Consider the following 23437-nt stretch of genomic DNA (forward strand, 5'->3'; position numbering starts at 1 on the left):
TAGGAAGAGGCCATTGTGCGAGAGATCGTGCAATGGCCTTTTTTTTATATGACAAAGGAAAACTATGCCAAAGAAAATTACGGATCTTGCCGTCGGTGGGCAGGCGGTCATCGAGGGCGTAATGATGCGCAATGCATCAAAGACAGCGACCGCCGTGCGCCTGCCAAGCGGTGACATCGATGTCGAGACGCGCACGGTCTCCTCCATTCGCGACCGCTATCCGGTGCTCAACCTGCCGCTCATCCGCGGCTCGGTCATCATGGTGGAGTCCCTCATCATCGGGATGCGCGCCCTCTCCTTCTCCGCGCAGGCAGCAGGTGAGGAGGACGAGCAGATGACGAAAAAGGAGATCGCCATGACAATCCTCTTTGCCCTCGTCCTTGCGAGCATCCTCTTTATCGTTATCCCGACCGGAGCGGCACATCTCGCGGCGGCGTATACGGACGATCCCATCGTGTTCAACCTCATTGAGGGCGGCATTCGTCTCATGGTATTCCTCCTCTATATCTGGGGGATCTCCTTCATGGGGGGCATCCGCCGCGTCTTCCAGTACCACGGTGCGGAGCACAAGACCATCCACTGCTACGAGGCAGGGGAGGCACTGACCGTGGAGAACGTGCAGAAGTTTCCGCGCCTGCATCCGCGCTGCGGAACGAATTTCCTGCTCATCGTCATGGTGGTCGCCATCGTCTTTCACGTCTTCTTCGGCTGGCCCGATCTCTGGCTGCGCATTCTGAGCCGCCTTGCGATCCTGCCTATCGTGGCGGGTGCCTCCTACGAGATCATCCGTTTTGCGGGACGCAGTGAGAATCACCTCGTACACATCCTCATCACGCCCGGACTGTGGCTGCAGTACCTGACGACGCGCCCGCCCGCTGATGAGATGGTCGAGGTGGCGATTGAGTCGCTGAAGGCTGTGCTGCCGGTAGAGGATATCCCCGCGGGCAGCGGAAATTATCGGAATGAGCAGAAGGAGACAACGTGCTAAGCAAACTTGCTGCAGTAGAAGATAAATACCGTGAGCTTGAGACACTGCTCAGCGATCCGTCCGTGATGGCGGATATGGCGGTGTGGCAGCGTTATACGCGCGAGCACGCGACGCTCACGCCAATCGTCGAGGCGTACCAATCCTACCGACGGGCGCTGGCTACCATTGATGAGGATAAGGAGATGCTCGCCGAGGCCGATGCCGAGATGAAGGCGATGCTCACGGAGGAGATCGCGGAGGCGGAGGCAGAGCGCGATCGTCTCGCCGCCGAGCTGCCGATTCTCCTCCTGCCGCGCGACCCGAACGACGATAAGAATGTCATCGTCGAGATTCGCGGCGGCGTGGGCGGCGAGGAGGCGGCGCTCTTTGCCGCGAGCCTCTTTCGCATGTATGCACGCTATGCCGAGCGACAGGGATGGCGTACCGAGGTGCTCAGCAGCAATCCGACGGAGATCGGCGGATTCAAGGAGATCACCTTTCTCGTCAGCGGTGCCGGCGCATACAGCAAACTCAAGTATGAGAGCGGGACGCATCGCGTCCAGCGCATTCCTGTCACGGAGTCCGGCGGGCGCATCCACACCTCGGCGGTGACCGTCGCCGTCCTGCCCGAGGCAGAGGAGGTCGAGGTGACCATCGATCCGAACGATCTGCGCATCGACACCTACTGTGCGTCGGGTGCGGGCGGGCAGTATGTCAACCGTACGGAGACGGCGATCCGCATCACGCATATCCCGACGGGTATCGTCGTTCAGTGTCAGGACGAGAAATCCCAGCTGAAAAATCGCGAGAAGGCGATGAAGGTACTGCGGGCGCGTCTCTACGACCGTGCACAGCAGGAGCAGGCAGATGCCGTTGCGGCCGACCGCCGCAGCCAGGTGGGCTCGGGCGACCGCAGCGAACGCATCCGCACCTACAATTTCCCGCAGGGACGCGTGACCGATCACCGTATCGGACTGACGCTCTATAAAATTGATGCAGTGATGGACGGCGAGCTGGATGAGCTGCTGGCGGGGCTGATTACGGCCGATCAGGCAGAACGTCTGAAACAGGTGAACTGATGGCGCAGCGTGTATGGACAATACAGGAACTGCTGACGTGGACAACGAATTTTTTCCGCACGCGCGGCATAGAGACATCGCGCCTCGATGCCGAGGTGCTGCTCGCTGCCGTGCTCGGTCGGGATCGCATGTATCTCTATGTGCATTTTGACGAGCCGCTCGAGCCTGCGGAACTGGCAACGTTTCGCAGCTATGTGAAGGAGCGCGGGGCGCACGTGCCGATTGCCTACATACTCGGCAGACGCGAGTTCATGGGGCTGGCCTTCCGCGTCACGCGCGATACGCTCATCCCGCGTCCCGATACGGAGATTCTGGCGCAGTTCGCCGTGGATACCCTGCGTGCACGAGCAGAGGCAGGGGCGGGGGAGCTGCGCTTTGCCGATATCGGCACGGGGACGGGGGCAATCGCGCTCTCCGTCCTGCACCATACGGAGGGGACGCGCGCAGATGCCGTGGACATCTCTCCCGCTGCCGCGGCAGTTGCCGCAGAGAACGCGGCAACGCTGGGACTGACGGAGCGCATCGAGGTACTGACGGGTGACCTCACGGCGCCGCTCCTCGGACGCAGCTATGCTATGATCCTGTCCAATCCGCCGTATATCCCATCTGCTGATGTAAAAACCCTGATGGAGGATGTGCAGGCGTATGAGCCGCATCTCGCACTTGACGGTGGAGCAGACGGGCTCGCCGTCTATCGTCGCCTCCTGCGGGATGCGCCTGACCTCCTGACGGAGGGCGGCGTTATCGCCGTTGAGGTGGGCATCCATGAGGCAACGGACGTCGCGGCACTCATGGCGGCGCATCCGCGCATCGTGCGGACGAAGACACTCCGCGATCTGGTGGGGATTGAACGCGTGGTCGTTGGAGAGACCGCTTAAGGAGGGAACAACGTGAAGACGGAGATTCTTCGCCCTGCATCCACGGAGGATTTTGCGCGTGCCGCAGCGTTGATCCGCGATGGGCAGTTGGTCGCATTCCCCACGGAGACGGTCTATGGCCTTGGTGCAAATGGGCTCGATGCGGCGGCGTGTGCGCGGATCTACGAGGCGAAGGGACGCCCTTCCGATAATCCGCTCATCCTCCATATCGCCGATCTCTCCATGCTGCACGAGGCGGCAGAGGAGGTGCCGCCCGCTGCAGCACATTTGCTCACGGCATTCGCGCCCGGCCCCATCACCGTCATCGTGCCGAAAGCCGCGCATATTCCGCCGCTGGTCACGGGCGGGTTGTCGACGGTCGGCGTACGCTGTCCCGTCCATGACGTGGCACGGCGGCTCATCCGCGCGGCGGGGGTGCCGATTGCCGCACCCTCGGCGAACATCTCAGGGCGTCCGAGCCCGACGACGGCAGCGATGACGGCGGCGGATATGACGGGGCGGATTCCGCTCATCCTCGACGGCGGCAGCTGCACATGGGGGGTAGAGTCCACCATCGTCGACTGCACGGAGGAGGACTGCGTCACCATCCTGCGCCCCGGTGCGGTGACCCCCGAGATGATCTCTGCCGAGCTGCCGCATCTCACTGTACGCATGGATGCGGCACTCGTTTCGGCGGATACCGCGCCGCGTGCTCCCGGCATGAAGTACACACACTATGCGCCGCGCGTGCCGCTCACGGTCTTTGCGGGGGCAGGGACGGATGTCGTCGGGGCACTGCGGATAGAGATCGAGCGTCGTATGGCGGCAGGCGAGCGGCCTGCACTGATCGCGAGCAACGATACCATCATGGCTCTCAGTGGACTCCTGCCTGCGGCGTATACCTACTACTGCGGCGCACGCGGCAATCAGAGTGCACTTGCCGCCTGCCTCTACGATGCGCTGCGCCATTTTGACGACACGGATGCCACCTCGCTTCTGGCGGAGGGGACAGGTTCGGTCGGACTCGGGATTGCGATCATGAACCGTCTGCGCAAGGCAAGCGGGGGCAACATCATCTATGTTTGAACGCGAAGCCGCTGAATAAAGGAATCGCTGATAAAATGAAGTCCGTCAGATTGGCGTAGATTTTTTCGTCCGAACAAGGAGGAAAACCGGACGCATAGCCAAAGCTATGTGGAGGATTTTCCGACGAAGTGCGGGCAAAAAAGATGCGCTAAGATGGCGGTGCTGAATTTATCAGTGCTTCCTAAAGAAAGTGCCGCCATTACAGCATTGGCGGCAGAGAAACGAAAGAACCGACAGCCGCTCTGTTTCGAGCAAGCTGCCGGTCATTTGGCAATCATAAATGTGTTTCCACGTCCTTATTCAGTTGTGTTTGCTTTTTGCCGCACAGATCACCGCGTGTGTCTGCACAGCCGCATATTGTACGTTCAGCTGAAACCGTTTTGGAGATCTCTGTATCATCCAAGTTGCGCGCGTGGTTTTCGAAAAATGAATCGTACAGTAACACGAGTGTCGTCTGCTCACACTACCCGAGGACGACCGGACCTAGACGGTTCTCATGAGATGATGCCAACGGAGCACCTGCCGATGCAGGCTCAGTTCTTCTTCAAAGATGCATACTGCTCAGGAGACGATACCGCCCTGCCGAAGAATTTGTGTCAATAGACATTCTCCTTTCCAGCATTTATGACTATGAGGAGATATATCTCTTTTCTGAATTTATCATATCATAAATAAACTGGAAATGCAATAGATTTTTACAAGGAAAACAATGCGGAAAGGTCTGAATTGATATATAATTCATGTAGATAGAATTGCTCAGTGGGCTCTTTGTGATGGAGGGGATGCAATTGCTTTCTGCACTTCTCGATTTCCTCTTCCCGCCGCGCTGTCCATCCTGTCACGCCTGTGTAGAGCGGCAGGGATTCTGCCCGGCGTGTGCGCGGCAGCTCATCGGCATGCGCCGCATGATGGAGATGGGCGCGATGGCGGAAGATCTGACGGGCGTCTGGGTCTTGGCACACTATCGTGACGGTATCCGTGATCTTTTGCGCGCGCTGAAATATCACCGAAAGATGGCAGTGCTTGACAATCTGCGTACGATTCTCGCTACGGGGGAGGAGGTACTGGAGGAGCTGCCGCCGTCCCTTATCGCCGTTCCCGTCCCACTTGCACCACAGCGGCAGAAAGAGCGCGGCTTTAACCAGACAGAGGAGATCTTTGCTCCGTGGTTTGCGTCGTATGGCATCCCTTTTGAACCTATTCTTGTCCGCACGCGTGAGACGATGCCGCTCTATGAGATGACACGTACGGAGCGGCGACAGGAACTGCGCAGCGCGTTCGCCCTCGTACATGGTGCAGATGTGCAAGGGAAGGATCTCCTGCTCGTGGATGATATCATGACGACGGGGGCAACGCTGACGGAGTGTGCGCACGTTCTGCGGCACGGCGGAGCACGACGTGTCTATGCAATTGCACTCGCGGGGGAACATCGCTGAGTCCTTCCTTGTCAAATGGACAGAAATGCTCTATAATTCACTCTATGATAAAGGGGGAGTTACTTTGGTGATGAATGGAGCGCGGGCTCTCTTGGAGAGCCTTAGGCAGGAGGGTGTGGAGGTCGTCTTTGGCTATCCCGGCGGCGCCGTCCTCACGCTGTACGATGAAGTATATAAGATGAAATTTCCGCATATCCTTACGCGCCATGAGCAGGGTGCTGCACATGCGGCAGACGGCTACGCGCGCGCCTCGGGCAAGGTTGGCGTGGTCTTTGCGACCTCGGGACCGGGTGCGACGAACCTCGTGACGGGGATTGCAACGGCGAATATGGACTCTGTTCCGATGGTCTGCATCACCGGGCAGGTCGCCAATCCCTACATCGGCAAGGACTCCTTTCAGGAGGCGGACATCGTCGGCGTTACGACACCGATCACGAAGCACAATTACCTCGTCAAGGACGTGCATGATCTGCCGCGCGTGATCAAGGAGGCCTTCTTCATCGCGCGGACGGGACGTCCCGGCGTCGTCGTCATCGACGTGGCAAAGGATGTGTTCGATGCAGAGATCGACTTTGCCTCTCCTGCTGCCGCCGCCTTGCGCGGATACAGTGGCAGTGTCCCGCTGGATGTCGATGCCGTACGCGCGGCAGCGGACGCCCTCCGCACGGCAGAGCGGCCGCTGCTCTTTGTCGGCGGCGGCGTCATCCTCTCGGATACGGCAGCGTATGTACGGGAACTCCTCGCCCTGACGGGGATGCCTGCCGTCTCCACACTGATGGGGCTCGGCGGCGTTTCTGCCGATACGCCCGGCTATACGGGGATGGCGGGGATGCACGGCACCTATGCCTCCAATATGGCGATCCAGGACTGCGACCTGCTGCTCGCCGTCGGTACGCGCTTCAGCGACCGCGTGACGGGCGCAGTGGCAGAGTTTGCCCCGAAGGCACGCATCGTCCACTTTGACATTGACCCTGCCGAGTTCAACAAGAACGTGCGCGCCGACATCCCTGTCCTCGGAGATCTGCGCGAGAGTCTGCCCGCCTTCCTCGATGCCCTGCGTCCTGCGGCGGCAGATGTGGCATCCCGTATGCTGGCGTGGCAGGCGAGTGTCCGCACCATGGAGGAAAAGCATCCGCTCGGATGGAAGGAGTGTGAGGCGATCCGCCCCGAGGAACTCCTGCACCGCGTGCGCGAAATCGTCGGCCCCGATACCATCTGCGTCACGGACGTGGGGCAGCATCAGATGTGGGCAGCACAGTACTATGCGTGTACGGAGCCGCGCCGCTTCCTCACCTCGGGCGGACTCGGCACGATGGGCTACGGGCTTCCTGCGGCGATCGGGGCAAAGCTCGCGCGTCCCGACAAGGAAGTTGTGCTGATTACGGGCGACGGCAGCATCATGATGAACTGCCAAGAGTTTGCGACTATCGCGGACAACGATATTGATGTGAAGGTTGTCATCGTACATAACTCCATCCTCGGCATGGTTGGTCAGTGGCAGCGTCTGTTCTACAATCATCATTACTCCGCATCGGAGCTCAAGGGCAAGACGGACTTCGTCAAGCTCGCTGCGGCGATGGGCGTCGCGGGATGCCGCATCGAAACGCGGGCGGAGTTCGCAGAAGTTCTGCCGCGCGTGCTCCGCGAAAAAGGAGCGCGTCTCATCGACGTCATCGTGCCCGAGGAGGCGGATGTCGTGCCGATGGTGCCGGGCGGAAAGCGTCTCGATCAGATGGTGTTGGGAGGAAGATAAGATGGACAAATATTTGCTTGCCGTCCTCGTCGACAACAAACCGGGCGTCCTGACCCATATCGCAGGGCTCATCAGCCGCCGTGCCTTCAACATCGAGAGCATCTCTGCCGGCTATACAGAGGAAACCTCGGTCACGCGCATCAATATCGTTGTCTCGGTCGCTTCGGAGAACGAACTGCGGCAGGTCGTGACGCAGCTCTCTAAGCTCATCGACGTGGTGAAGATCGTCAACCTCACGCAGTTCGAGTCGATCACGCGTGAACTTGTGCTCATCAAGGTGCACGCAACGAAGGAGAACCGTGCGGAGATCATCGACGTGGTGAACATTTTCCGTGCGCGCATCGTAGATGTCGGCGTGGAGAATGTCGTCATTGAGCTGACGGGCGACGCGAAGAAGATCGATGCCCTCTCGGAGCTGCTGTCCGACTACGGCATCATCGAGATCGCACGAACGGGGGCGATTGCGCTCTCGCGTGGACCTGTGCCCGTCAAGCAGATGTAGTTTTTTTCGGTAGGGAAGGAGTGTTTTGACATGAATCTCAGGGCATGGGGGCTTCTGCTCCTGCCTGCTGCATGCCTTTCGCTGGCGGGCTGCGGGCTGCCGGGGGCGAGTTCGGATCGGGTCATCTACGCAAACTACGATGACAGTGACGGATTCTGCGCGCAGATCAAGGACGCGTTTGCCGCGAAGGCGAAGGCGGACGGCATTGAGGTCGAATTCCTCGACGCGAAGAACGACGGCAATATGCAGATCGACCAGCTGAACGAGGCGATCGGCAGCGGTGCGGGGGCGATCATCCTGCTTGCTGCCGATGGTTCCAGCATCGTTAAGACCATTGAAAAGGCAAACGATGCGGGCATTCCCGTCATCACAGTCAACCGCAGCGTTGCGGGCGGCAAGGTGCTCCGCGCCTATTCCGACGATGTGGAGGCGGGGCGTATGCAGGGCGAGTACATGGCAGCGCATCTGCCTCCGAACGCGAAGATCGTGTATTTGCAGGGCGATGAGACGCAGAGCAGTGCTGTCGGCCGTTGGGAGGGGTTCAAGGCAGCGTGTCTGGACAAGCGCCCCGACATTCAGCTGCTCTCGTTCGTGGATGCCGGATGGAGCAAGGCCGAGGCCTTGAAGACCATGATGCTCTGGATGAATATGTTCCCCGAGATCAACGGTGTCGTTGCAGGAAATGATGAGATGGCACTCGGTGCGATTGCCGCACTCAAGGGGGCAAACCGCCTCAGTGGATGCCTTGTCTCTGCGGTCGATGCCACCCCTGCGGGTCTCGCAGCAGTCGAGGCGGGCGAGATGGCGCAGACGGTCAAGCAGGACGCAAAAGCGCAGGGTGAGGGGGCACTCACACTTGCAGAGGGCTTCCTCAAGGGGAATCCGCCGAGTGGGGATCTTGCGATTCCGTTTACGTCCATAACTGCGGACAATCTTGCGCAGGCGAAGTGAGGAGGGGAGTGCCATGAATCTGCCGTTCATCTCTGCGGAGGCAATGAAGGACTATGCCGTGCGGACAAAGGTGTTCATCCTGTCCGTATTCCTCTTGGCAGCCATCCTCGTTGTCGCCGTCGTCGGTATCTACTCGAACGATCAGGCAAAACAGTCGCTTGACGATATGTATCACCATAATCTCATGTCGACGCAGTATCTGAACGATGCCAATACGCGTCTGCGGAAAATCAGCGTCAACGTGCCGTACATCCTACAGGAGGGCATCACAGCGGACAACCGCAAGATTCTCGTGGACGATGTGCTCGGCAATCTAAACGCGCTCCATCACGACATGGAGGAGCTCAAGAAGATCGACACGAGCGAGCGGGCACAGGCGACGATTGCCGAACTGGAAAAGAATCTGAGCGTCGCGGCGGACAAGGTCGGCGCAGTCAACAATATGGGGACAACCCCCGAGGATCGCGTCGCGATCTTTGACAATCTTGCCTCGCTCACCGTCATCTCAAGCAATATGGCAGTGCTCACGCCCGACAACGTGTTCCAAGGGAAGCAGCTCTTTGAGGCGAACAACGCGCGCTATGACCGTACAGTCTATAGCTTTGCCATCATCATCGTCATTGCGGTGGGGGTTGGTGTTCTTGTGTCGCGCCGCATTGCAGATAACATCTCCGATCCGCTCGCATCCTCCATCGGACATCTGAGTGCCGTCGCGTCCGGCGACCTCTCGCGTGAGATCCCGCGCGAACTCTCTGACCGTGCGGATGAAATCGGTACGGTCGTCAAGGCACTCGGCAAGATGCAGGGCTTTATGAAGCAGGTGCACGAGGAGGCGGAGCAGACCGATGCGATGGTCGCGGAGCTTGAGGAAATGCTGCATGGGCTCAACAATGACACGCAGGACATGTCTGCCGTGACCGAAGAGATGTCCGCAGGCATGGAGGAGACAGCAGCATCTACATCCAGTGTCCAGCATCTCAGCGGGGAGCTGAACGATGGGATCAAGGGAGCAGCGGACGCAGCACGCGAGAGTGAGGAATATACGCGCGAGGTTGCACAGCGTGCCGCCGATCTCCAGACGACGATGGAGCAGTCGCGTCTCAATACGCGTCAGATCTACGGCTCGACGAAGGACTCTGTGGCAGAGGCGATCGAGTCCTCGAAGGTCGTCGACCAGATCGGACAGCTCACGCTGGAGATCTCCGAGATCGCCGAACAGACGAACCTCCTCGCTCTGAACGCAAGCATCGAGGCAGCGCGTGCAGGCGAGCAGGGACGCGGCTTTGCCGTGGTCGCGGGCGAGGTCGGAAAGCTCGCCGAGCAGTCGCGCGGAACGGCAGAGAAGATCAAGGGCCTTACGGGGCAGGTTACGGGCTCGGTGCAGGCTCTCTCCGACGGTACGCATAGGCTGCTCACCTTCATTGATGAAAACATCCGCGGCGATTATGACCTGATGGACAAAACAGCAGAGCAGTACAAGGCAGATGCGGAGTTCTTCCGCAAAACTGCAGAGGCGACAACGTCGCGGTCACAGGAACTCCTTGGCTCGATCAGCGAGATGAATGCGGCGATGGAGGGGATTCGCAACGCGACACACGAGGGTGCGGAGGGCAACACGCGCATCGCGGAGAGAGTCGTCTCCATGGCGGCAGAGTACGAGAATATCCTTGCAAAGATCCAGACCTTCAAGGAAGGGACGGCGCGCCTCAAAAACCTCGTGGCGGCGTTCAAGGAGTAACGCTGCTGGGCATACCGCACACTTTTCTCGTTTGTTCCACTAGGGTTCGCTTAGAGGCATCGCCCATTCGCACGAAAAATTTACATATTATGCAGAGAGCCTTTTATGGCTCTTTGTTGTTTTTTTGACTTTTTTACAAAATACCTATTGACTTTTTGACTAAAAACATTTACTATAGACAACGTAAGTTAGCACTCAGTCAATGAGAGTGCTAACGCGACAAAAAGATTTGGGATAAACTAGGAGGAAGATACCATGATTAAGCCATTGGGCGAACGTGTTGTCATTGAAGTCGCAGAGAGCGATGTCACGACGGCGAGCGGCATTGTGCTCCCCGATACGGCAAAGGAAAAGCCGCAGAAGGGCAAGGTCGTTGCGGTCGGTACGGGCAAGCTCCTCGAGAACGGACAGCGTGCAGGCCTTGAGGTCAAGGAAGGCGACAGCGTCGTTTTCTCGAAGTACTCGGGCTCTGAGATCAAGGTTGACGACAAGGACTACCTCATTGTTCGCGAGAGCGACATTCTGGCAATCCTGTAATTAGGGAAGTACTGATAAATTCGGCACTACCATCTTGACGCATCTTTTTCGCCCGCACTTCGGCGGAAAATCCTCCACAGAGCCCCACTCTGCGTCTGGTTTTCCACCTTGTTCGGACAAAAAATCTACGCCAATTTGGCAGACCTCATTTTATCAGTGTTACCTTAGATAGACGAAACGTGGAGGCAATATAAATGGCAAAGCAGATTCTGTTTGACGAAGAGGCACGCCGCGCTCTTGGCCGCGGCGTTGATGCACTGGCAAATGCGGTCAAGGTAACGCTTGGCCCGAAGGGACGCAACGTTGTCCTCGATAAGAAGTACGGCGCACCGACGATCACGAATGACGGCGTGACGATTGCACGTGACATCGAGCTCGAGGATCCGTTCGAGAACATGGGCGCACAGCTCGTGAAGGAAGTTGCGACGAAGACGAACGACATCGCGGGCGATGGCACGACGACGGCGACGCTCCTCGCACAGGCGATGATCCAGGAGGGCATGCGCAACGTCGTGGCGGGCGCGAACCCGATGATCGTCAAGAAGGGCATCGACATGGCGGTCAAGACGCTGGTCGAGGAGATCAAGAGCAAGGCACAGAAGGTCGAGACGAAGGCAAAGATCGCGCAGGTTGCGTCGATCTCCTCGGCAGACTCCGAGGTCGGCGAGCTCATCGCAGAGGCAATGGAGAAGGTCGGCAAGGACGGCGTCATCACGGTTGAGGAGTCCAAGACCATGGACACGAACCTCTCCGTTGTTGAGGGCATGCAGTTCGATCGCGGCTATATCTCGCCGTACATGGTGACGGATACGGACAAGATGGAAGCCGTCATGGATGATCCCTATGTGCTCATCACCGACCGCAAGATCTCCTCGGTCGCGGATATCCTGCCCGTTCTGGAGCAGGTCGTGAAGCAGGGCAAGCAGATCGTCATTATCGCAGAGGACCTTGACGGTGAGGCTCTTGCGACCATCGTGGTCAACAAGCTGCGCGGCACGTTCAAGGCACTCGCGGTCAAGGCACCGGGCTTTGGCGACCGCCGCAAGGCGATGCTCGAGGATATCGCTATCCTCACGGGCGGCACGGTCATCAGCGAAGAGGTCGGCCGCAAGCTCGACAGCGTCACGATCGAGGATCTCGGCCGTGCACGTCAGGTGCGTTCCTCCAAGGAGGAGACGACGATTGTCGACGGTGCAGGAGACAAGGCACAGATCTCCGCACGCGTGGCACAGCTCAAGAAGCAGATCGCAGAGACCACGTCCGACTTTGACCGTGAGAAGCTGCAGGAGCGTCTGGCAAAGCTCGCCGGCGGTGTTGCTGTGGTCGAGATCGGTGCAGCGACAGAAGTCGAGATGAAGGACAAGAAGTACCGCGTTGAGGATGCACTCAATGCAACGCGTGCGGCAGTCGAAGAGGGCATCGTTGCCGGCGGCGGCACGACGTTCATCGACATCCTCCCGGCACTCGACAAGCTGAACGTCGAGGGCGACGTCAAGGTCGGCGTCGAGATCGTGCGCCGTGCGGTCGAGGCTCCGGTGCGCCAGATCGCTGAGAATGCAGGCCTTGAGGGCTCGGTTGTCGTCGACAGCGTGAAGAAGGCGGGCGATGGCGTTGGCTTCAATGCACTCGAGAACACCTACGTCGACATGATCGGCGCGGGCATTGTCGACCCGGCGAAGGTCACGCGCTCTGCCCTGCAGAATGCGGCATCTATCGCTGCCATGGTGCTCACGACCGAGACGCTCGTCACGGACAAGCCCGAGCCTGAGGCTCCGGCACCTGCAGGTGCACCCGGCATGGGCGGTATGGGCGGCATGATGTAAGGCAGTTGCCCTCGATCATATCGTGAAATAGCGAAGAAGCATGTTTCCTATCAGTGGAGCATGCTTCTTTTTGTTTTACAATCTATATCGACGGATTGTTAAAATACAGATACAGTGCTATACTACAGAGCATGAAGATAATAGAGCTCCATCGACAGAGGAGCAAAAGGAGTTTCGCATGCTGAATATAGATAAGAAACTCGCGAAACGCGAGGCAGAGGGCAAGATCATCCGCACAGGCATCGTGGGTGTGGGGCAGATGGGGCGCGGACTGGTTTCGCAGATGGTGCTCATGAAGGGCATTATGCCTGCCATTGTTGCCGATCATACACTGGATAAGGTCATCAAGGCCTTTCATACCGCGGGTGTCCGTGACGAGGATATCGCCGTCGCAAAGACCATCGATGAGGCAAATCGCTACATGGAGCAGGGCAAGTACGTTGCGACAGAGAACGACACATTTATCTCGCACGCGAACCTCGTCGAGGTCGCCATTGATGTGACAGGCGTGCCCGAAGTCGGCGTGCGGATCGCGATCGACGCACTGAACAACAAAAAGCACGTCGTCATGATGGACGTTGAGACCGATGTGGTCATCGGCAGCTATCTCAAGAAGCTCGGCGACAAGAACGGCGTCATCTATACCGGCTCGGCAGGCGACGAGCCGGGTGCGGTCATGGAGCTCTACTCCTTTGCGTGTGCGATGGGGCTGGATGTCAAGGTCATTGGTAAGGGCAAGAACAACAAGATCGACTATGACTGCAATCCCGATACCGTGTACGAGGAAGCAGTCCGCCGCAAGATGAACCCGCGCATGCTCACCTCGTTCAAGGACGGCACGAAGACCATGGTCGAGATGACGGCGATGTCGAACGCCACAGGCTTTGTCCCCGACGTGATCGGTGCTCACGGTCCCGCGGGCTCGCCGCAGCATTGCTGCGCCGATCTCAACGAACTCTTTAAGCTCAAGAAAGATGGCGGTATCCTGAATCGGCACGGCGTCGTGGAGTATGTCAATGGCATTGCGCCCGGCGTCTTTGTCACCGTCGCATGTCCGAATGAGGATGCTGCCTACGTGATGGACTATCTCCAGATGGGGCATGGCCCCCTCTGGACCCTCTATCGCCCCTATCATCTCTGCAACCTCGAGACGCCGCTCAGCGTGGCGAAAATCGTCATCGACGGCGAACCGACCATCATCCCGCTTGACGGCCCGGTCAGCGAGTGCATCACCGTCGCCAAGCGCGACCTGAAGGCGGGGGAAAGCCTTGATGGCATCGGCGGCTACACGACCTACGCCTCGATTGCGACAGCCGAGGAGACGTACCGAAACGGCTACGTCGTCTACCCCCTCGTCAACAAAAACGCACGCATGAAATGCGATGTCAAAAAGGGCACACTCCTCACACTCGACATGGTCGACCTCGATACGTCCACGCAGCTCTATCAGGTGCGTAAAGAACAGGACAAGATGTATGGCAACGGGTACGCGCTGAAGTAAAGGAATTGCTGAGCTTCCTAAAATACAATGCCCCCCACGATGCAGGCGTGGGGGGTTCACTTTTGAGAAACTGAGATATGAGGATGTAATGTATGTTTTGGCTTGAACTCATTGTTGTGTTGGGGATGCTTCTCGTCGGTGCACGCGTTGGCGGCATCTTTCTCGGCATGTCGAGCGGCGTCTCCCTTGCCGTACTCATCTTTGGCTTTGGCTGCACGCCGGGCAAACCTCCGATTGACGTCGTCATGATCATCATGGCGGTCGTCGTCACTGTCTCCGTCCTACAGGCATCAGGCGGCATGGACTATCTCATCCAGGTGGCGATCCGCATGCTGCGCAGCAATCCGAAGCGGATCAGCATCTACGCGCCGCTTATCAGCTGGCTCTTTACCTTCATGTGCGGAACGGGCTATATTGCCTATGGCATCCTTCCCGTGATTGCAGAAGTATCGCGTGAGGCGGGCGTGCGCCCCGAGCGCCCGATCTCCATCTCCGTCATCGCCTCACAGCAGGCAATCACCGCGTGTCCCATCTCGGCAGCGACCGTCGCACTGCTGAGCTTTCTAGTACCCGTGAATATTTCTCTGATCGACATTCTCCTCGTCTGCGTCCCTGCAACGCTCATCGGCGTACTAGCGGGGGCTCTCTATGCCTCACGCATGGGGGCGGAACTCGCAGAGGATCCTGCCTATCTGGCACGCGTCGCGGCGGGGGATGCTGCACCGATCCATGAAAAGACGGACTTTCAGGAAAAGACCTTTGGGCGTCGGGAAAAGACGGCAGTTGCGCTTTATATCCTCGCCACCGTCATGGTCGTTGCCTTCGGCATCTTCCCTGAGCTGCGCCCAACCTATATGGTGAGCGGTGAGGAGACCGTGCTCCCCATGACCATGACCATCGAGATCATCATGATGATTATGGCGGGCGTCATCCTTCTTGCAGCCAAGGTCGATGTCTACTCCGTCATCGAGCAATCTGTGTTCAAACAGGGACTCATGGGCGTCTACTGCATCTTTGGCCTTGCATGGGCGGGGGATACGCTCGTCGAGAACAATCTCGCCTTCCTGCAGGGCGGTGCACAGGATATCGTCATGGCACATCCGTGGGTCTTTGCCCTCGTCCTCTTCTTCCTCTCCTCGCTGATTCTCAGCCAGGCGGGCACGCTCGGGGCACTCGCACCGCTCGGACTCTCGCTCGGCATCTCTGCACCGATGATGATCGGCATGTTTCCAGCGGTCAGCGGACTCTTTTTCATCCCCAGCTACGCCACCGTCCTCGCAGGCATCGCCTTTGACCGCACGGGAACGACCTGTATCGGCAAATACGTCTTTAACCACAGCTTTATGCTGCCCGGCCTCATCACCTGTACGGTCAGCGTCGCCATCGGTCTGGGGCTTGCAGGCATGCTTCTGTGAGATTCCTTTTTTGGACAGGCAGTCATTGTCACCGCGGAAAAAATGGGTTCCAAAAAAATTTCCTTGATTTTTCCCCATCCCTATGATATAGTACGTCGTGTTGACATATGTGGCGCCTTCGTCAAGTGGTTAAGACACCGCCCTCTCACGGCGGGTTCATGGGTTCGAATCCCATAGGCGTCACCAAATTCGGCGCCTTCGTCAAGTGGTTAAGACACCGCCCTCTCACGGCGGGTTCATGGGTTCGAATCCCATAGGCGTCACCATCGGAATGGATAGGAGCTGATTGCGGCTCCTTTTTTGTTTTCTATCGTAATGAAAAATGGGGGCGGGGCAGGCATGCTCTTCTTATCGATGCTTCTCATGGGCGGAATTATCGGCTTTGTCGGGGCGGGCGGCAGCGGCGTGATCATCACATTGCTCGTCGTCGGATTCGGCGTGCCCATCCATCAGGCGCTTGCCGTCGCCCTCGGATCTATGGCGTTCACGACGCTGTCGGGGGCAGTCAGTCACTACCGCGAGCGTGAAGTCGTCCCTCTGACAGGTGCCGTGCTCGGCGCGGGCGGTCTTCTCGGTGCACTCCTCGGTGCGGTGATTTCCAACCACATGGAGGCACCGAATCTCAGCCTCTTTACGGGCGTCATGCTCCTGTCGAGCGCCTTCCTCCTCTATCTGCGCATTTACCGTGCCGTGTGGCTCTCGGCGCATATCCACGTACGTGAGGAGCTCTTGACGGGGCGGCGGCTCTATCTCTATGGACTGCCCATCGGCTTTCTCTGCGGCGTCCTCTCTGGCGCGTTCGGCATCGGCTCTGCGGCCTATATACAGATCGCCCTCATGGTCGTGTTCGGTGTGCCGCTCCTGCAGGCCATCGGAACAACGATGATGATCATCGTGCCCATCTCGATCAGCGGCGGCATCGGCTATCTCCTCTATGGACAGCTGGAGCCGTGGCTGTTCATCCAGACGCTCGTCGCGCTCTCGCTCGGCTCGTATGCTGGGGCAAAGCTGACGCACCTCGCGCCGCTGCCTGTTTTGCGCTTTTGGATTGTTGCCCTGCCGACCATCGGCGGTGCGATTATGATTCTGTTTCACTGACGGTGTTGCTGCAGAAGTGATATAGAATGATTTGTCATGGAACGAAAAGAGCCGTGATATGGAAATTATGCCGTATCACGGCTCTTTTCGTATGTATTTGTAACGTCTTTGAGCCCTCCGGCAATTAGCGCAGCAGCCAACTGATTCAGACGGATCCCCTCCGCTCTTGCCATCAGAGCAAGATTTCGGTGTGAAAAACAGGTTGAATCTATCAGCGATTACTTACCGCTCAGCGACGACTTCACTGTTGTTCAGCGCGAAATTGAGCAATAGTCCGATCAATTCGTTGCGTGAGCGCCCGGTCTGACCAGCGAGGTCGTCCAGACGGTCAATAATATCTTCCCGTACGCGGATGGATAGGGTTTTATGCCCATCCTCTCCGCGTTTTTTCTTTGTGATTACTAGTTTTGTGGTCATATATATCACCTCATGGTTAGTTTATATATGAGTGGTTATAAAATATATGATTGATATATTGTTGTAAAACATATCTATAAAATGCTTAAGTAAATATGAAATATATACGATATAGTGATTGAAAAATTATGTTATAAAATATGTTATAAAGTGTAGGTGAAAAATGAAAGTAAATCCTGCTGTACAAGGGGGCGCCGAGCAGGGAAGCGCACGCGTCGGCAGGGGACAGGGAGCGTCTCTACCCATGGATGCTTTTCAGGCACTGCTCAATCAGGCGGAGAGCCGTACGCGTTTCTCGGCGCATGCAAAGGCGCGGATCGAACAGCGCGGCGTCGATCTCACGGCAGATGATCTCGCACGGATTGACGATGCGGTTGATCGTATGGCGGCAAAGGGCGTGCGCGATGCGCTCATTTACATGAGTCATGGGCTTGCCATGGTCGTCAGCGTAAAAAATCGCACGGTGATCACGGCACTCGATGACGCGAGTGCGAAGGAAAACATCTTTACCAACATCGACAGTGCTGCCATTTTGTAATATGTGAGGGGAGAGATTTATTATGATGCGTTCACTCTTTTCAGGAGTATCAGGGCTGAAAAGTCATAACACGCGTATGGATGTCATTGGCAACAACATTGCCAATGTAAATACGACGGGGTTCAAGCGGGGGCGTGTGACCTTTGAGGACATGCTCTCACAGACGCTCTCAGGTGCATCGAGCCCGGGCACGACGATTGGCGGAACAAATCCCAAACAGATCGGTCTTGGCGTAAGTGTTGGCGGCATCGATACTATCTTTGGTGACGGCGCTGTACAGGGAACGGGAAAGAATACCGACCTTGCCTTAACGGGAAATGCACTCTTTATGGTGAAGCAGGGGGAGCAGACCTTTTACACGCGTAACGGAGCATTTGAGTTTGACGCAGCAGGAAACTATGTCTTGCCGAGTTCCGGTCTTTATGTTCAGGGCTGGATGAATAAGACGACGGAGCACACCAAGGTCCAGACAAGTGGTGCAACGGAAAATATTGTCATTGAGGCGGGGAAGATGATGGCGCCCAAGGCAACGGAGGTTTCAAAGTACTCTGAGAACCTGGATTCCAACACGCCGATGATTACAGGCTATACATTCATGGACACGAGTACGACACCACCGACGGCGAAAGTGCGAACAAGCGCGAACGATGGCATGTATATTACAGCAAGTAAGGCACAGCCTGTGACATTGTCGCTGAGTGACGGCACGAAGCAGACGGTGACATCGGGGACCTACACAATTGGTCGATCTATGCCAAAAGTAACTTCGTTTGGTTATTTTGACACGCTTGGGCGTAAACATGAAAGTATCGTTTTTTTGGAAAAGGCACTCGTTACAACGGTGACGTATACGGATGAAGATGGCAATACCGTAACGAAGAAAGCCAGTACATGGATTGCCCGTGTTGGCAATCCGGAGGTAAAAAATATCGACGGGTCGAAGACGAAGCATGCGCTGCCGCCGACCACAATTTCCTTTGATGAAGACGGTGTGCTTCGTGCAGGTGCGCTCGGCAGCATTCAGACGGTGACCCCGGATCCGGACAGTCATGTCACGACGCCCGTTGCACCTCCTCCGACGACGACGAGCAGCTCAGAAGTAGCAACGCTGTCTGCTGAGCAGACAGCACCCAATGGTGCACGGCAAGCCAATGAAATTTCGCTCCAGTTCGCCAATGACGAATCTCCGCTCACGCAGTATGCAGGATATGATACGATCAAGGCTGCCGCAGATGGGTACGCAAGCGGTACCCTTGCATCCGTGTCATTTGATTCTGCAGGTGTCATTACGGGTGTATACACGAACGGGGTGCGACGTGCAGAGGCACAGGTGGCGGTAGCCGTTTTTGCGAACCCGTCCGGTTTAACCAAACTCGGTGGAAACCTCTATCAGGACTCGAACAACTCCAACGTGAAAGCTGTTCGCGGGCAGACCGTTGAGAGCGCGGGAGCAAAAATCACACCGTCCTCACTTGAGATGTCAAACGTCGATCTTGCTGACCAGTTCTCCGATATGATTATCACACAACGTGGATTCCAGTCCAACTCCAAAATCATTACCGTCGGAGATGAGATGCTTGAAACATTGATTAACATGAAACGATAAGGCATAACGCAGAGCCGCTGCCTGTCTTGCGCTTTTGGATTGCTGCCCTGCCGACCATCGGCGGTGCGATTATAATTCTGTTTCACTGACGGTGGCCGGCGGCAAAAGGGTAAAGGCACTGCTAAAAATGCCGTACTGCGAAGCGTTATTGCTCCGCAGTACGGCATTCTTTATCTGCTGATGCCGCATTCTCTGCGAATGGCGTTTTGCATCAGTTGGGAGAAGTTGATATTGCGCTCGCGAGCTATGCTGTCCAACCAACGTGGAAGTGTCACACTGCGACGAATGGTCTTTTGATCGTGGCGCTTGCGATAGGCGAGAGTATCTGCCTTAATCATCGTCAGAATAGTTCCATGTGGCACTAGAATTTTCTCCGGCGTTGATGGCGGAGGAATTGTCGCATTTTCTTCTTCGCGATTCCACAGCATCAGGTTCAACACGTCTTCGGCATTCTCGAACGCCTCCTGCATCGTTTCACCGTCTGTAAACGTATCTTCTAGGTCTGGGAATGTGACGATGATACCGTCATCGTTTGCTTTGAAGAGTGCTGGGTATATATACTGCATAGGATACACCTCCAAATTATTTGAGCCCGGCGCATTTGAGAATATTTTGCAGGGTGCCATTTGGAACTTCTTCTTTGTTATGTCGACCGACGGGAAATTGTTTTCCTGTTATGGGGCTGAAGTATATGTCATGGCGACCACCGTTTCGGACGAAGGTGCAGCCATTCTTTTTTAGAAGTTTTAGCAGTTCCGCCGTTGTCATATCCTCACCTCATAAGAGTATTATATATATTTGTATATATTTTTCAATGGCGTTTATGCCGTGTGATGATATTTTTTTAATTAGTTTCTTATTTTAGAGCCGCTGCATCATCATGGTGCGGCGGTTTTTCATATACCGTTTGCAAAAGATCCGGATAACTGTTACAATAAAAGAACAAATCTATTTTGAAGGAGTGATACGATGAGAATATGGATGGTATTGATGTTCGTCGTTATGCTGATGTTGTCTGTCTCCGGCTGCGGCGGAGCACAGTCGTCAGCGGCATCGGAGGGAAAGGAAGAGGCGATGGCAGCATTTCAGCGCGTCGCATCCGATGAGGCGCAGCGGATGATGGCGGAGAATACGAACTATATTATTTTGGACGTGCGGACCGCGGGGGAATATGCAGGCGGACATATTCCGCATGCCATCAATGTGCCGAACGAATCCATTACTACGGTGCCGCCAAAGGAGCTGCCCGACAAGAATCAGATGATCTTTGTCTACTGCCGCAGCGGTGCACGCAGTCGGCAGGCGGCGCAGAAGCTCGCGAATATGGGCTATACGCATATTGTGGAGATGGGCGGGATCAACAACTGGCATGGGGATGTTGTGAAGTAAGGGAAGCACTGATAAATTCAGCCGCGCTGTCTTGACGTATCTTTTTTCCCGCATCTCGGCGGGAAATTCCCCACATAGACTTTGCCGCGTGTCCGGTTTTTCACCATGATCGGACGAAAAAATCACGCCGGGTCTGAAGGCTTCTCTTGTTGGTGATGGATTCCTGGAAAATTAAAGCAGGGCTGCTGTATGAAGATCTTTTAGCTTCGTACAGCAGTTTTTTTATCCTCACTTTGCACAAAACGCCTGCAGTTCCTTTCGAAAAATATCAACGGCGCGGGGGAGGTAGCGGTTCTTTGCACGGGCAAGGATGATTGTGCGATGCGGGTCGCCCTCGATGGCAGCGTAGCAGGGCGGATTGGCGGGCGGTGCAGCGACAATGAGTGTTTCGGGGAGAATCGCGGCACCGAGTCCTGCGCCCGCGAGCGCATGTGCCGTGTTCATGCTGCGCGTCTCAAGCGTGACCTGCGGGAGGAAGCCTGCCGCCTTACAGAACATGAAGAGCGTATCGTGGAGTTTCTGCTCGCGGTGCATCAGGAGGAACGGTGTGTCGCGAAGTGCGGCAAGCGGAACGATTGGCGGTGCTGTACGGTCACCGGGCAACAGTCCGAGAGCCGTGCTTATGGGATGCGCGGGAGGCAGTGCGAGCAGAAGCCGTTCCTTGAAGAGTACATCGTAGTCAAAACGATGCTCGCTTACGGGCAGCAGCGAAATGATGCAGTCCGTCTCCCCCGCCTCGGCAAGCTCCTCGAGTCGGTAGGTCGTGTCCTCGCGAAGATGCAGCATGATCTTTGGATATTTTGCACGAAAGGCGGGCAGCATGGGCGCGAGAAGATGTGTACTGCGGAACTGCGTCAGCCCAACCGTCACATTACCTGCTGCGCCGCGCATGCAGTCGTCCACCTGCTGATGGAACGCTTCGTCGAGTGCGATGATGCTGCGCGCTGTTTCAAGATACAGCCTGCCGACAGCGGTTGGTGTGAGGCATGTGCCGCCGCGGTCGAAAAGCGGTGCCCCGATCTTCTTTTCCTGGGCGGCAAGCATCTGTGAGAGCGATGGCTGTGAGACGTAGAGTTTTTTCGCTGCACTTGAGAGTGTGCCCTCCTCGGCAATTTTTAAGATATAGCGGAACTGTCGGAACTCCATGATGCACCTCGATATAAGATTTTTCTTATCAATAAAATAGGATTTTACGTATTCGACTTATAGGAAAGAATAACGTATAATCAAATATAAGTAAAGAGTCTGTGCAGATGTTCTCGGAGGAATGGGCGAACAACCGTCCACTGTGTATTATATATCATTAAGGGAGGGGACTCTTTTGAGTAAGGGAGTACGATGCTTTCTGACGGCAGGACTGATTGCCGTCCTCTGGTTCATGCCGATACCCGATGGGCTGACTCCTGCGGCATGGCATCTGTTTGCGATCTTCGCGGGTACGATCCTGGGGTTCATTTTGCAGCCATTCCCGCTTGGAACGGTCGCACTTGCGGCGATTACATTTGCGGCGCTGACCAATACGATCAAGCCGGCGGAGGCACTCGCGGGATTCAGCAATACGGTCATTTGGCTGATTGTGTCGGCGTTCCTCTTCGCACAGGGCTTCATCAAGACGGGACTCGGGCGGCGGATCGCCTACTGTCTCATTCTGAAATTCGGATCGAGCAGCCTGAAACTAGCCTATACGCTTGTTCTCAGCGACTTCATCATTGCGCCCGCAACGCCGTCGAACACCGCACGTTCGGGCGGTATTCTCTTTCCGATTGTACGCAGTCTCGCCTCGGTTTTTGGGTCGGAGCCGGGCGCGACAGCGCGCAGAATCGGTGCGTTCCTGCTCGTTGTATCCTTCCAGGTGGATGCGCCGATTGCCGCTGCGTTTTTGACGGCGTGCGCACCGAACCCCCTGATGGCGGAGCTGGCGCGCGACACGGCGGGGATCGAACTCTCGTGGGGACTTTGGGCGACGGCGGGCATCGTGCCCGTCCTGCTTTCGATGATTGTTTTGCCCTATGTCCTCTATAAGTTCTATCCTCCCGAGATTCGGGAAACGCCCGAGGCGCAGTCGCTCGCGCGTGAAAAACTTGCGGAGATGGGCCGGATGACACGCGATGAGAAAATCATCTGCGGCATCTTTGTCGGTGCGCTTCTCCTTTGGAGTACGTCGGGCTATACGGGCGTGAATGCAACCATTGCCGCTTTGCTCGGTGTGACGGCAATGCTCCTCACAGGCGTCCTCACATGGGAGGATGTGCTGAAGGAAAAGGGCGCATGGGATGGCATGATGTGGATGGGCGGCGTCGTCAGCCTTGCGGGTGCACTGAATAAGATTGGCTTTATTCCATGGTTCGCCGCCAGCGTCACGGGGGCGATGACAGGGATTTCATGGGGACTGACACTCGGCATTCTCTTTCTGGTCTACCTCTACAGTCACTATGGTTTTGCGAGCCTCTCGGGGCATGCGACAGCGATGTATGCGGCGTTCCTCGCCGTCGCCGTGGCTGCAGGCGCACCGCCCTATCTCGCCGCGCTCGGACTGGCTTTTCTCTCGAATCTTATGGCGGGGCTGACACATTACTCCACGGGGTCGGCTCCCATCTACTTCGGTGCGGGCTATGTGACGCAGGAACAGTGGTGGAGGATGGGCTTCCTCTGCTCCGTCATCAACGTCCTTATATGGATCGGCATCGGCCCCGTCTGGTGGAAGATCCTCGGTATTTGGTAACGTTGTGTTCGGTAACTCTGTG

Annotated in this window: 22 protein-coding genes and 2 tRNA genes; 20 read left to right on the top strand and 4 right to left on the bottom strand. The window is 56.7% G+C overall.

What is annotated here, in order from left to right; all coding sequences use genetic code 11:
• The first annotated feature begins 64 nt into the window (after positions 1-64).
• The 16 genes from AXE86_RS08505 (at position 65) to AXE86_RS08580 (ending at position 16743) form a co-directional block, all read left to right on the top strand.
• On the top strand, positions 65-988 hold the full coding sequence (locus tag AXE86_RS08505) for a DUF1385 domain-containing protein (protein WP_061946238.1): 924 nt from the start codon (positions 65-67) through the stop codon (positions 986-988).
• On the top strand, positions 982-2046 hold the full coding sequence (gene prfA / locus AXE86_RS08510; RefSeq protein ID WP_061946239.1) for a peptide chain release factor 1: 1065 nt from the start codon (positions 982-984) through the stop codon (positions 2044-2046). The genes AXE86_RS08505 and prfA overlap by 7 nt, the downstream gene beginning before the upstream one ends.
• Positions 2046-2924, top strand: coding sequence for a peptide chain release factor N(5)-glutamine methyltransferase (gene prmC / locus AXE86_RS08515; protein WP_061946242.1), 879 nt, complete (start codon positions 2046-2048; stop codon positions 2922-2924). Before prfA ends, prmC begins: the two co-directional genes overlap by 1 nt.
• Before the next feature lie 12 nt (positions 2925-2936).
• Positions 2937-3989, top strand: coding sequence for an L-threonylcarbamoyladenylate synthase (locus AXE86_RS08520; protein WP_061946244.1), 1053 nt, complete (start codon positions 2937-2939; stop codon positions 3987-3989).
• Between the two features lie 788 nt (positions 3990-4777).
• Complete coding sequence (locus AXE86_RS08525; RefSeq protein ID WP_061946246.1) at positions 4778-5425, top strand: ComF family protein; 648 nt, start codon at positions 4778-4780, stop codon at positions 5423-5425.
• A 70-nt stretch (positions 5426-5495) separates the two neighbouring features.
• Positions 5496-7178, top strand: a complete 1683-nt coding sequence (gene ilvB / locus AXE86_RS08530) for a biosynthetic-type acetolactate synthase large subunit (RefSeq protein WP_061946976.1) — start codon at positions 5496-5498, stop codon at positions 7176-7178.
• Position 7179: 1 nt separating this feature from the next.
• Complete coding sequence (gene ilvN / locus AXE86_RS08535; RefSeq protein WP_009753991.1) at positions 7180-7680, top strand: acetolactate synthase small subunit; 501 nt, start codon at positions 7180-7182, stop codon at positions 7678-7680.
• Between the two features lie 30 nt (positions 7681-7710).
• Positions 7711-8631 carry a sugar ABC transporter substrate-binding protein gene (locus AXE86_RS08540; protein WP_061946248.1) on the top strand — a complete coding sequence of 307 codons (921 nt, stop codon included), beginning with the start codon at positions 7711-7713 and terminating at the stop codon, positions 8629-8631.
• A gap of 13 nt (positions 8632-8644) precedes the next feature.
• Positions 8645-10369 carry a methyl-accepting chemotaxis protein gene (locus AXE86_RS08545; RefSeq protein WP_061946250.1) on the top strand — a complete coding sequence of 575 codons (1725 nt, stop codon included), beginning with the start codon at positions 8645-8647 and terminating at the stop codon, positions 10367-10369.
• Positions 10370-10624: 255 nt separating this feature from the next.
• Positions 10625-10906, top strand: a complete 282-nt coding sequence (groES, locus tag AXE86_RS08550) for a co-chaperone GroES (RefSeq protein WP_009753994.1) — start codon at positions 10625-10627, stop codon at positions 10904-10906.
• 194 nt (positions 10907-11100) lie between these two features.
• Positions 11101-12729: a chaperonin GroEL gene (gene groL, locus AXE86_RS08555; RefSeq protein ID WP_009753995.1), complete on the top strand. Its 1629-nt coding sequence runs from the start codon at positions 11101-11103 to the stop codon at positions 12727-12729.
• Positions 12730-12907: 178 nt separating this feature from the next.
• On the top strand, positions 12908-14230 hold the full coding sequence (locus AXE86_RS08560) for an NAD(P)H-dependent oxidoreductase (RefSeq protein ID WP_050341441.1): 1323 nt from the start codon (positions 12908-12910) through the stop codon (positions 14228-14230).
• Between the two features lie 92 nt (positions 14231-14322).
• The gene (locus tag AXE86_RS08565) at positions 14323-15645 is read left to right on the top strand and encodes an anaerobic C4-dicarboxylate transporter family protein (RefSeq protein ID WP_061946251.1); all 1323 of its coding nucleotides are present in this window, start codon (positions 14323-14325) and stop codon (positions 15643-15645) included.
• A 111-nt stretch (positions 15646-15756) separates the two neighbouring features.
• Positions 15757-15831, top strand: a tRNA-Glu gene (locus tag AXE86_RS08570).
• A gap of 5 nt (positions 15832-15836) precedes the next feature.
• Positions 15837-15911 (top strand) — tRNA-Glu (locus AXE86_RS08575).
• A 73-nt stretch (positions 15912-15984) separates the two neighbouring features.
• A complete protein-coding gene (locus AXE86_RS08580) occupies positions 15985-16743 on the top strand; it encodes a sulfite exporter TauE/SafE family protein (RefSeq protein ID WP_061946977.1) in 759 nt (252 codons plus the stop codon).
• Positions 16744-16965: 222 nt separating this feature from the next.
• On the opposite strand, the gene AXE86_RS08585 is transcribed toward AXE86_RS08580, so the two are convergent.
• Positions 16966-17160 carry a ribbon-helix-helix protein, CopG family gene (locus AXE86_RS08585; RefSeq protein ID WP_009753998.1) on the bottom strand — a complete coding sequence of 65 codons (195 nt, stop codon included), beginning with the start codon at positions 17158-17160 and terminating at the stop codon, positions 16966-16968.
• A gap of 244 nt (positions 17161-17404) precedes the next feature.
• Between AXE86_RS08585 and AXE86_RS08590 the strand changes: the two genes are divergently transcribed.
• Positions 17405-17698, top strand: a complete 294-nt coding sequence (locus AXE86_RS08590; protein WP_232294868.1) for a TIGR02530 family flagellar biosynthesis protein — start codon at positions 17405-17407, stop codon at positions 17696-17698.
• A gap of 22 nt (positions 17699-17720) precedes the next feature.
• Positions 17721-19304: a flagellar hook protein FlgE gene (locus AXE86_RS08595; RefSeq protein ID WP_061946253.1), complete on the top strand. Its 1584-nt coding sequence runs from the start codon at positions 17721-17723 to the stop codon at positions 19302-19304.
• A gap of 170 nt (positions 19305-19474) precedes the next feature.
• On the opposite strand, the gene AXE86_RS08600 is transcribed toward AXE86_RS08595, so the two are convergent.
• Together AXE86_RS08600 and AXE86_RS12280 are read right to left on the bottom strand one after the other, a co-directional pair.
• Positions 19475-19870, bottom strand: a complete 396-nt coding sequence (locus AXE86_RS08600; RefSeq protein ID WP_061946255.1) for a type II toxin-antitoxin system HicB family antitoxin — start codon at positions 19868-19870, stop codon at positions 19475-19477.
• Positions 19871-19886: 16 nt separating this feature from the next.
• The gene (locus AXE86_RS12280; RefSeq protein ID WP_071884716.1) at positions 19887-20072 is read right to left on the bottom strand and encodes a type II toxin-antitoxin system HicA family toxin; all 186 of its coding nucleotides are present in this window, start codon (positions 20070-20072) and stop codon (positions 19887-19889) included.
• Between the two features lie 201 nt (positions 20073-20273).
• Here AXE86_RS12280 and AXE86_RS08605 point away from each other — a divergent pair, with 201 nt between their 5' ends.
• Positions 20274-20693, top strand: coding sequence for a rhodanese-like domain-containing protein (locus AXE86_RS08605; RefSeq protein ID WP_061946256.1), 420 nt, complete (start codon positions 20274-20276; stop codon positions 20691-20693).
• A 228-nt stretch (positions 20694-20921) separates the two neighbouring features.
• Here AXE86_RS08605 and AXE86_RS08610 read toward each other — a convergent pair whose 3' ends face one another.
• On the bottom strand, positions 20922-21839 hold the full coding sequence (locus AXE86_RS08610; RefSeq protein WP_061946258.1) for a LysR family transcriptional regulator: 918 nt from the start codon (positions 21837-21839) through the stop codon (positions 20922-20924).
• A 175-nt stretch (positions 21840-22014) separates the two neighbouring features.
• Here AXE86_RS08610 and AXE86_RS08615 point away from each other — a divergent pair, with 175 nt between their 5' ends.
• A complete protein-coding gene (locus AXE86_RS08615; protein ID WP_050341429.1) occupies positions 22015-23415 on the top strand; it encodes an anion permease in 1401 nt (466 codons plus the stop codon).
• Positions 23416-23437 lie beyond the last annotated feature (22 nt).

Source organism: Selenomonas sp. oral taxon 136, from assembly GCF_001554015.1.
Lineage (GTDB): Bacteria > Bacillota > Negativicutes > Selenomonadales > Selenomonadaceae > Centipeda > Centipeda felix.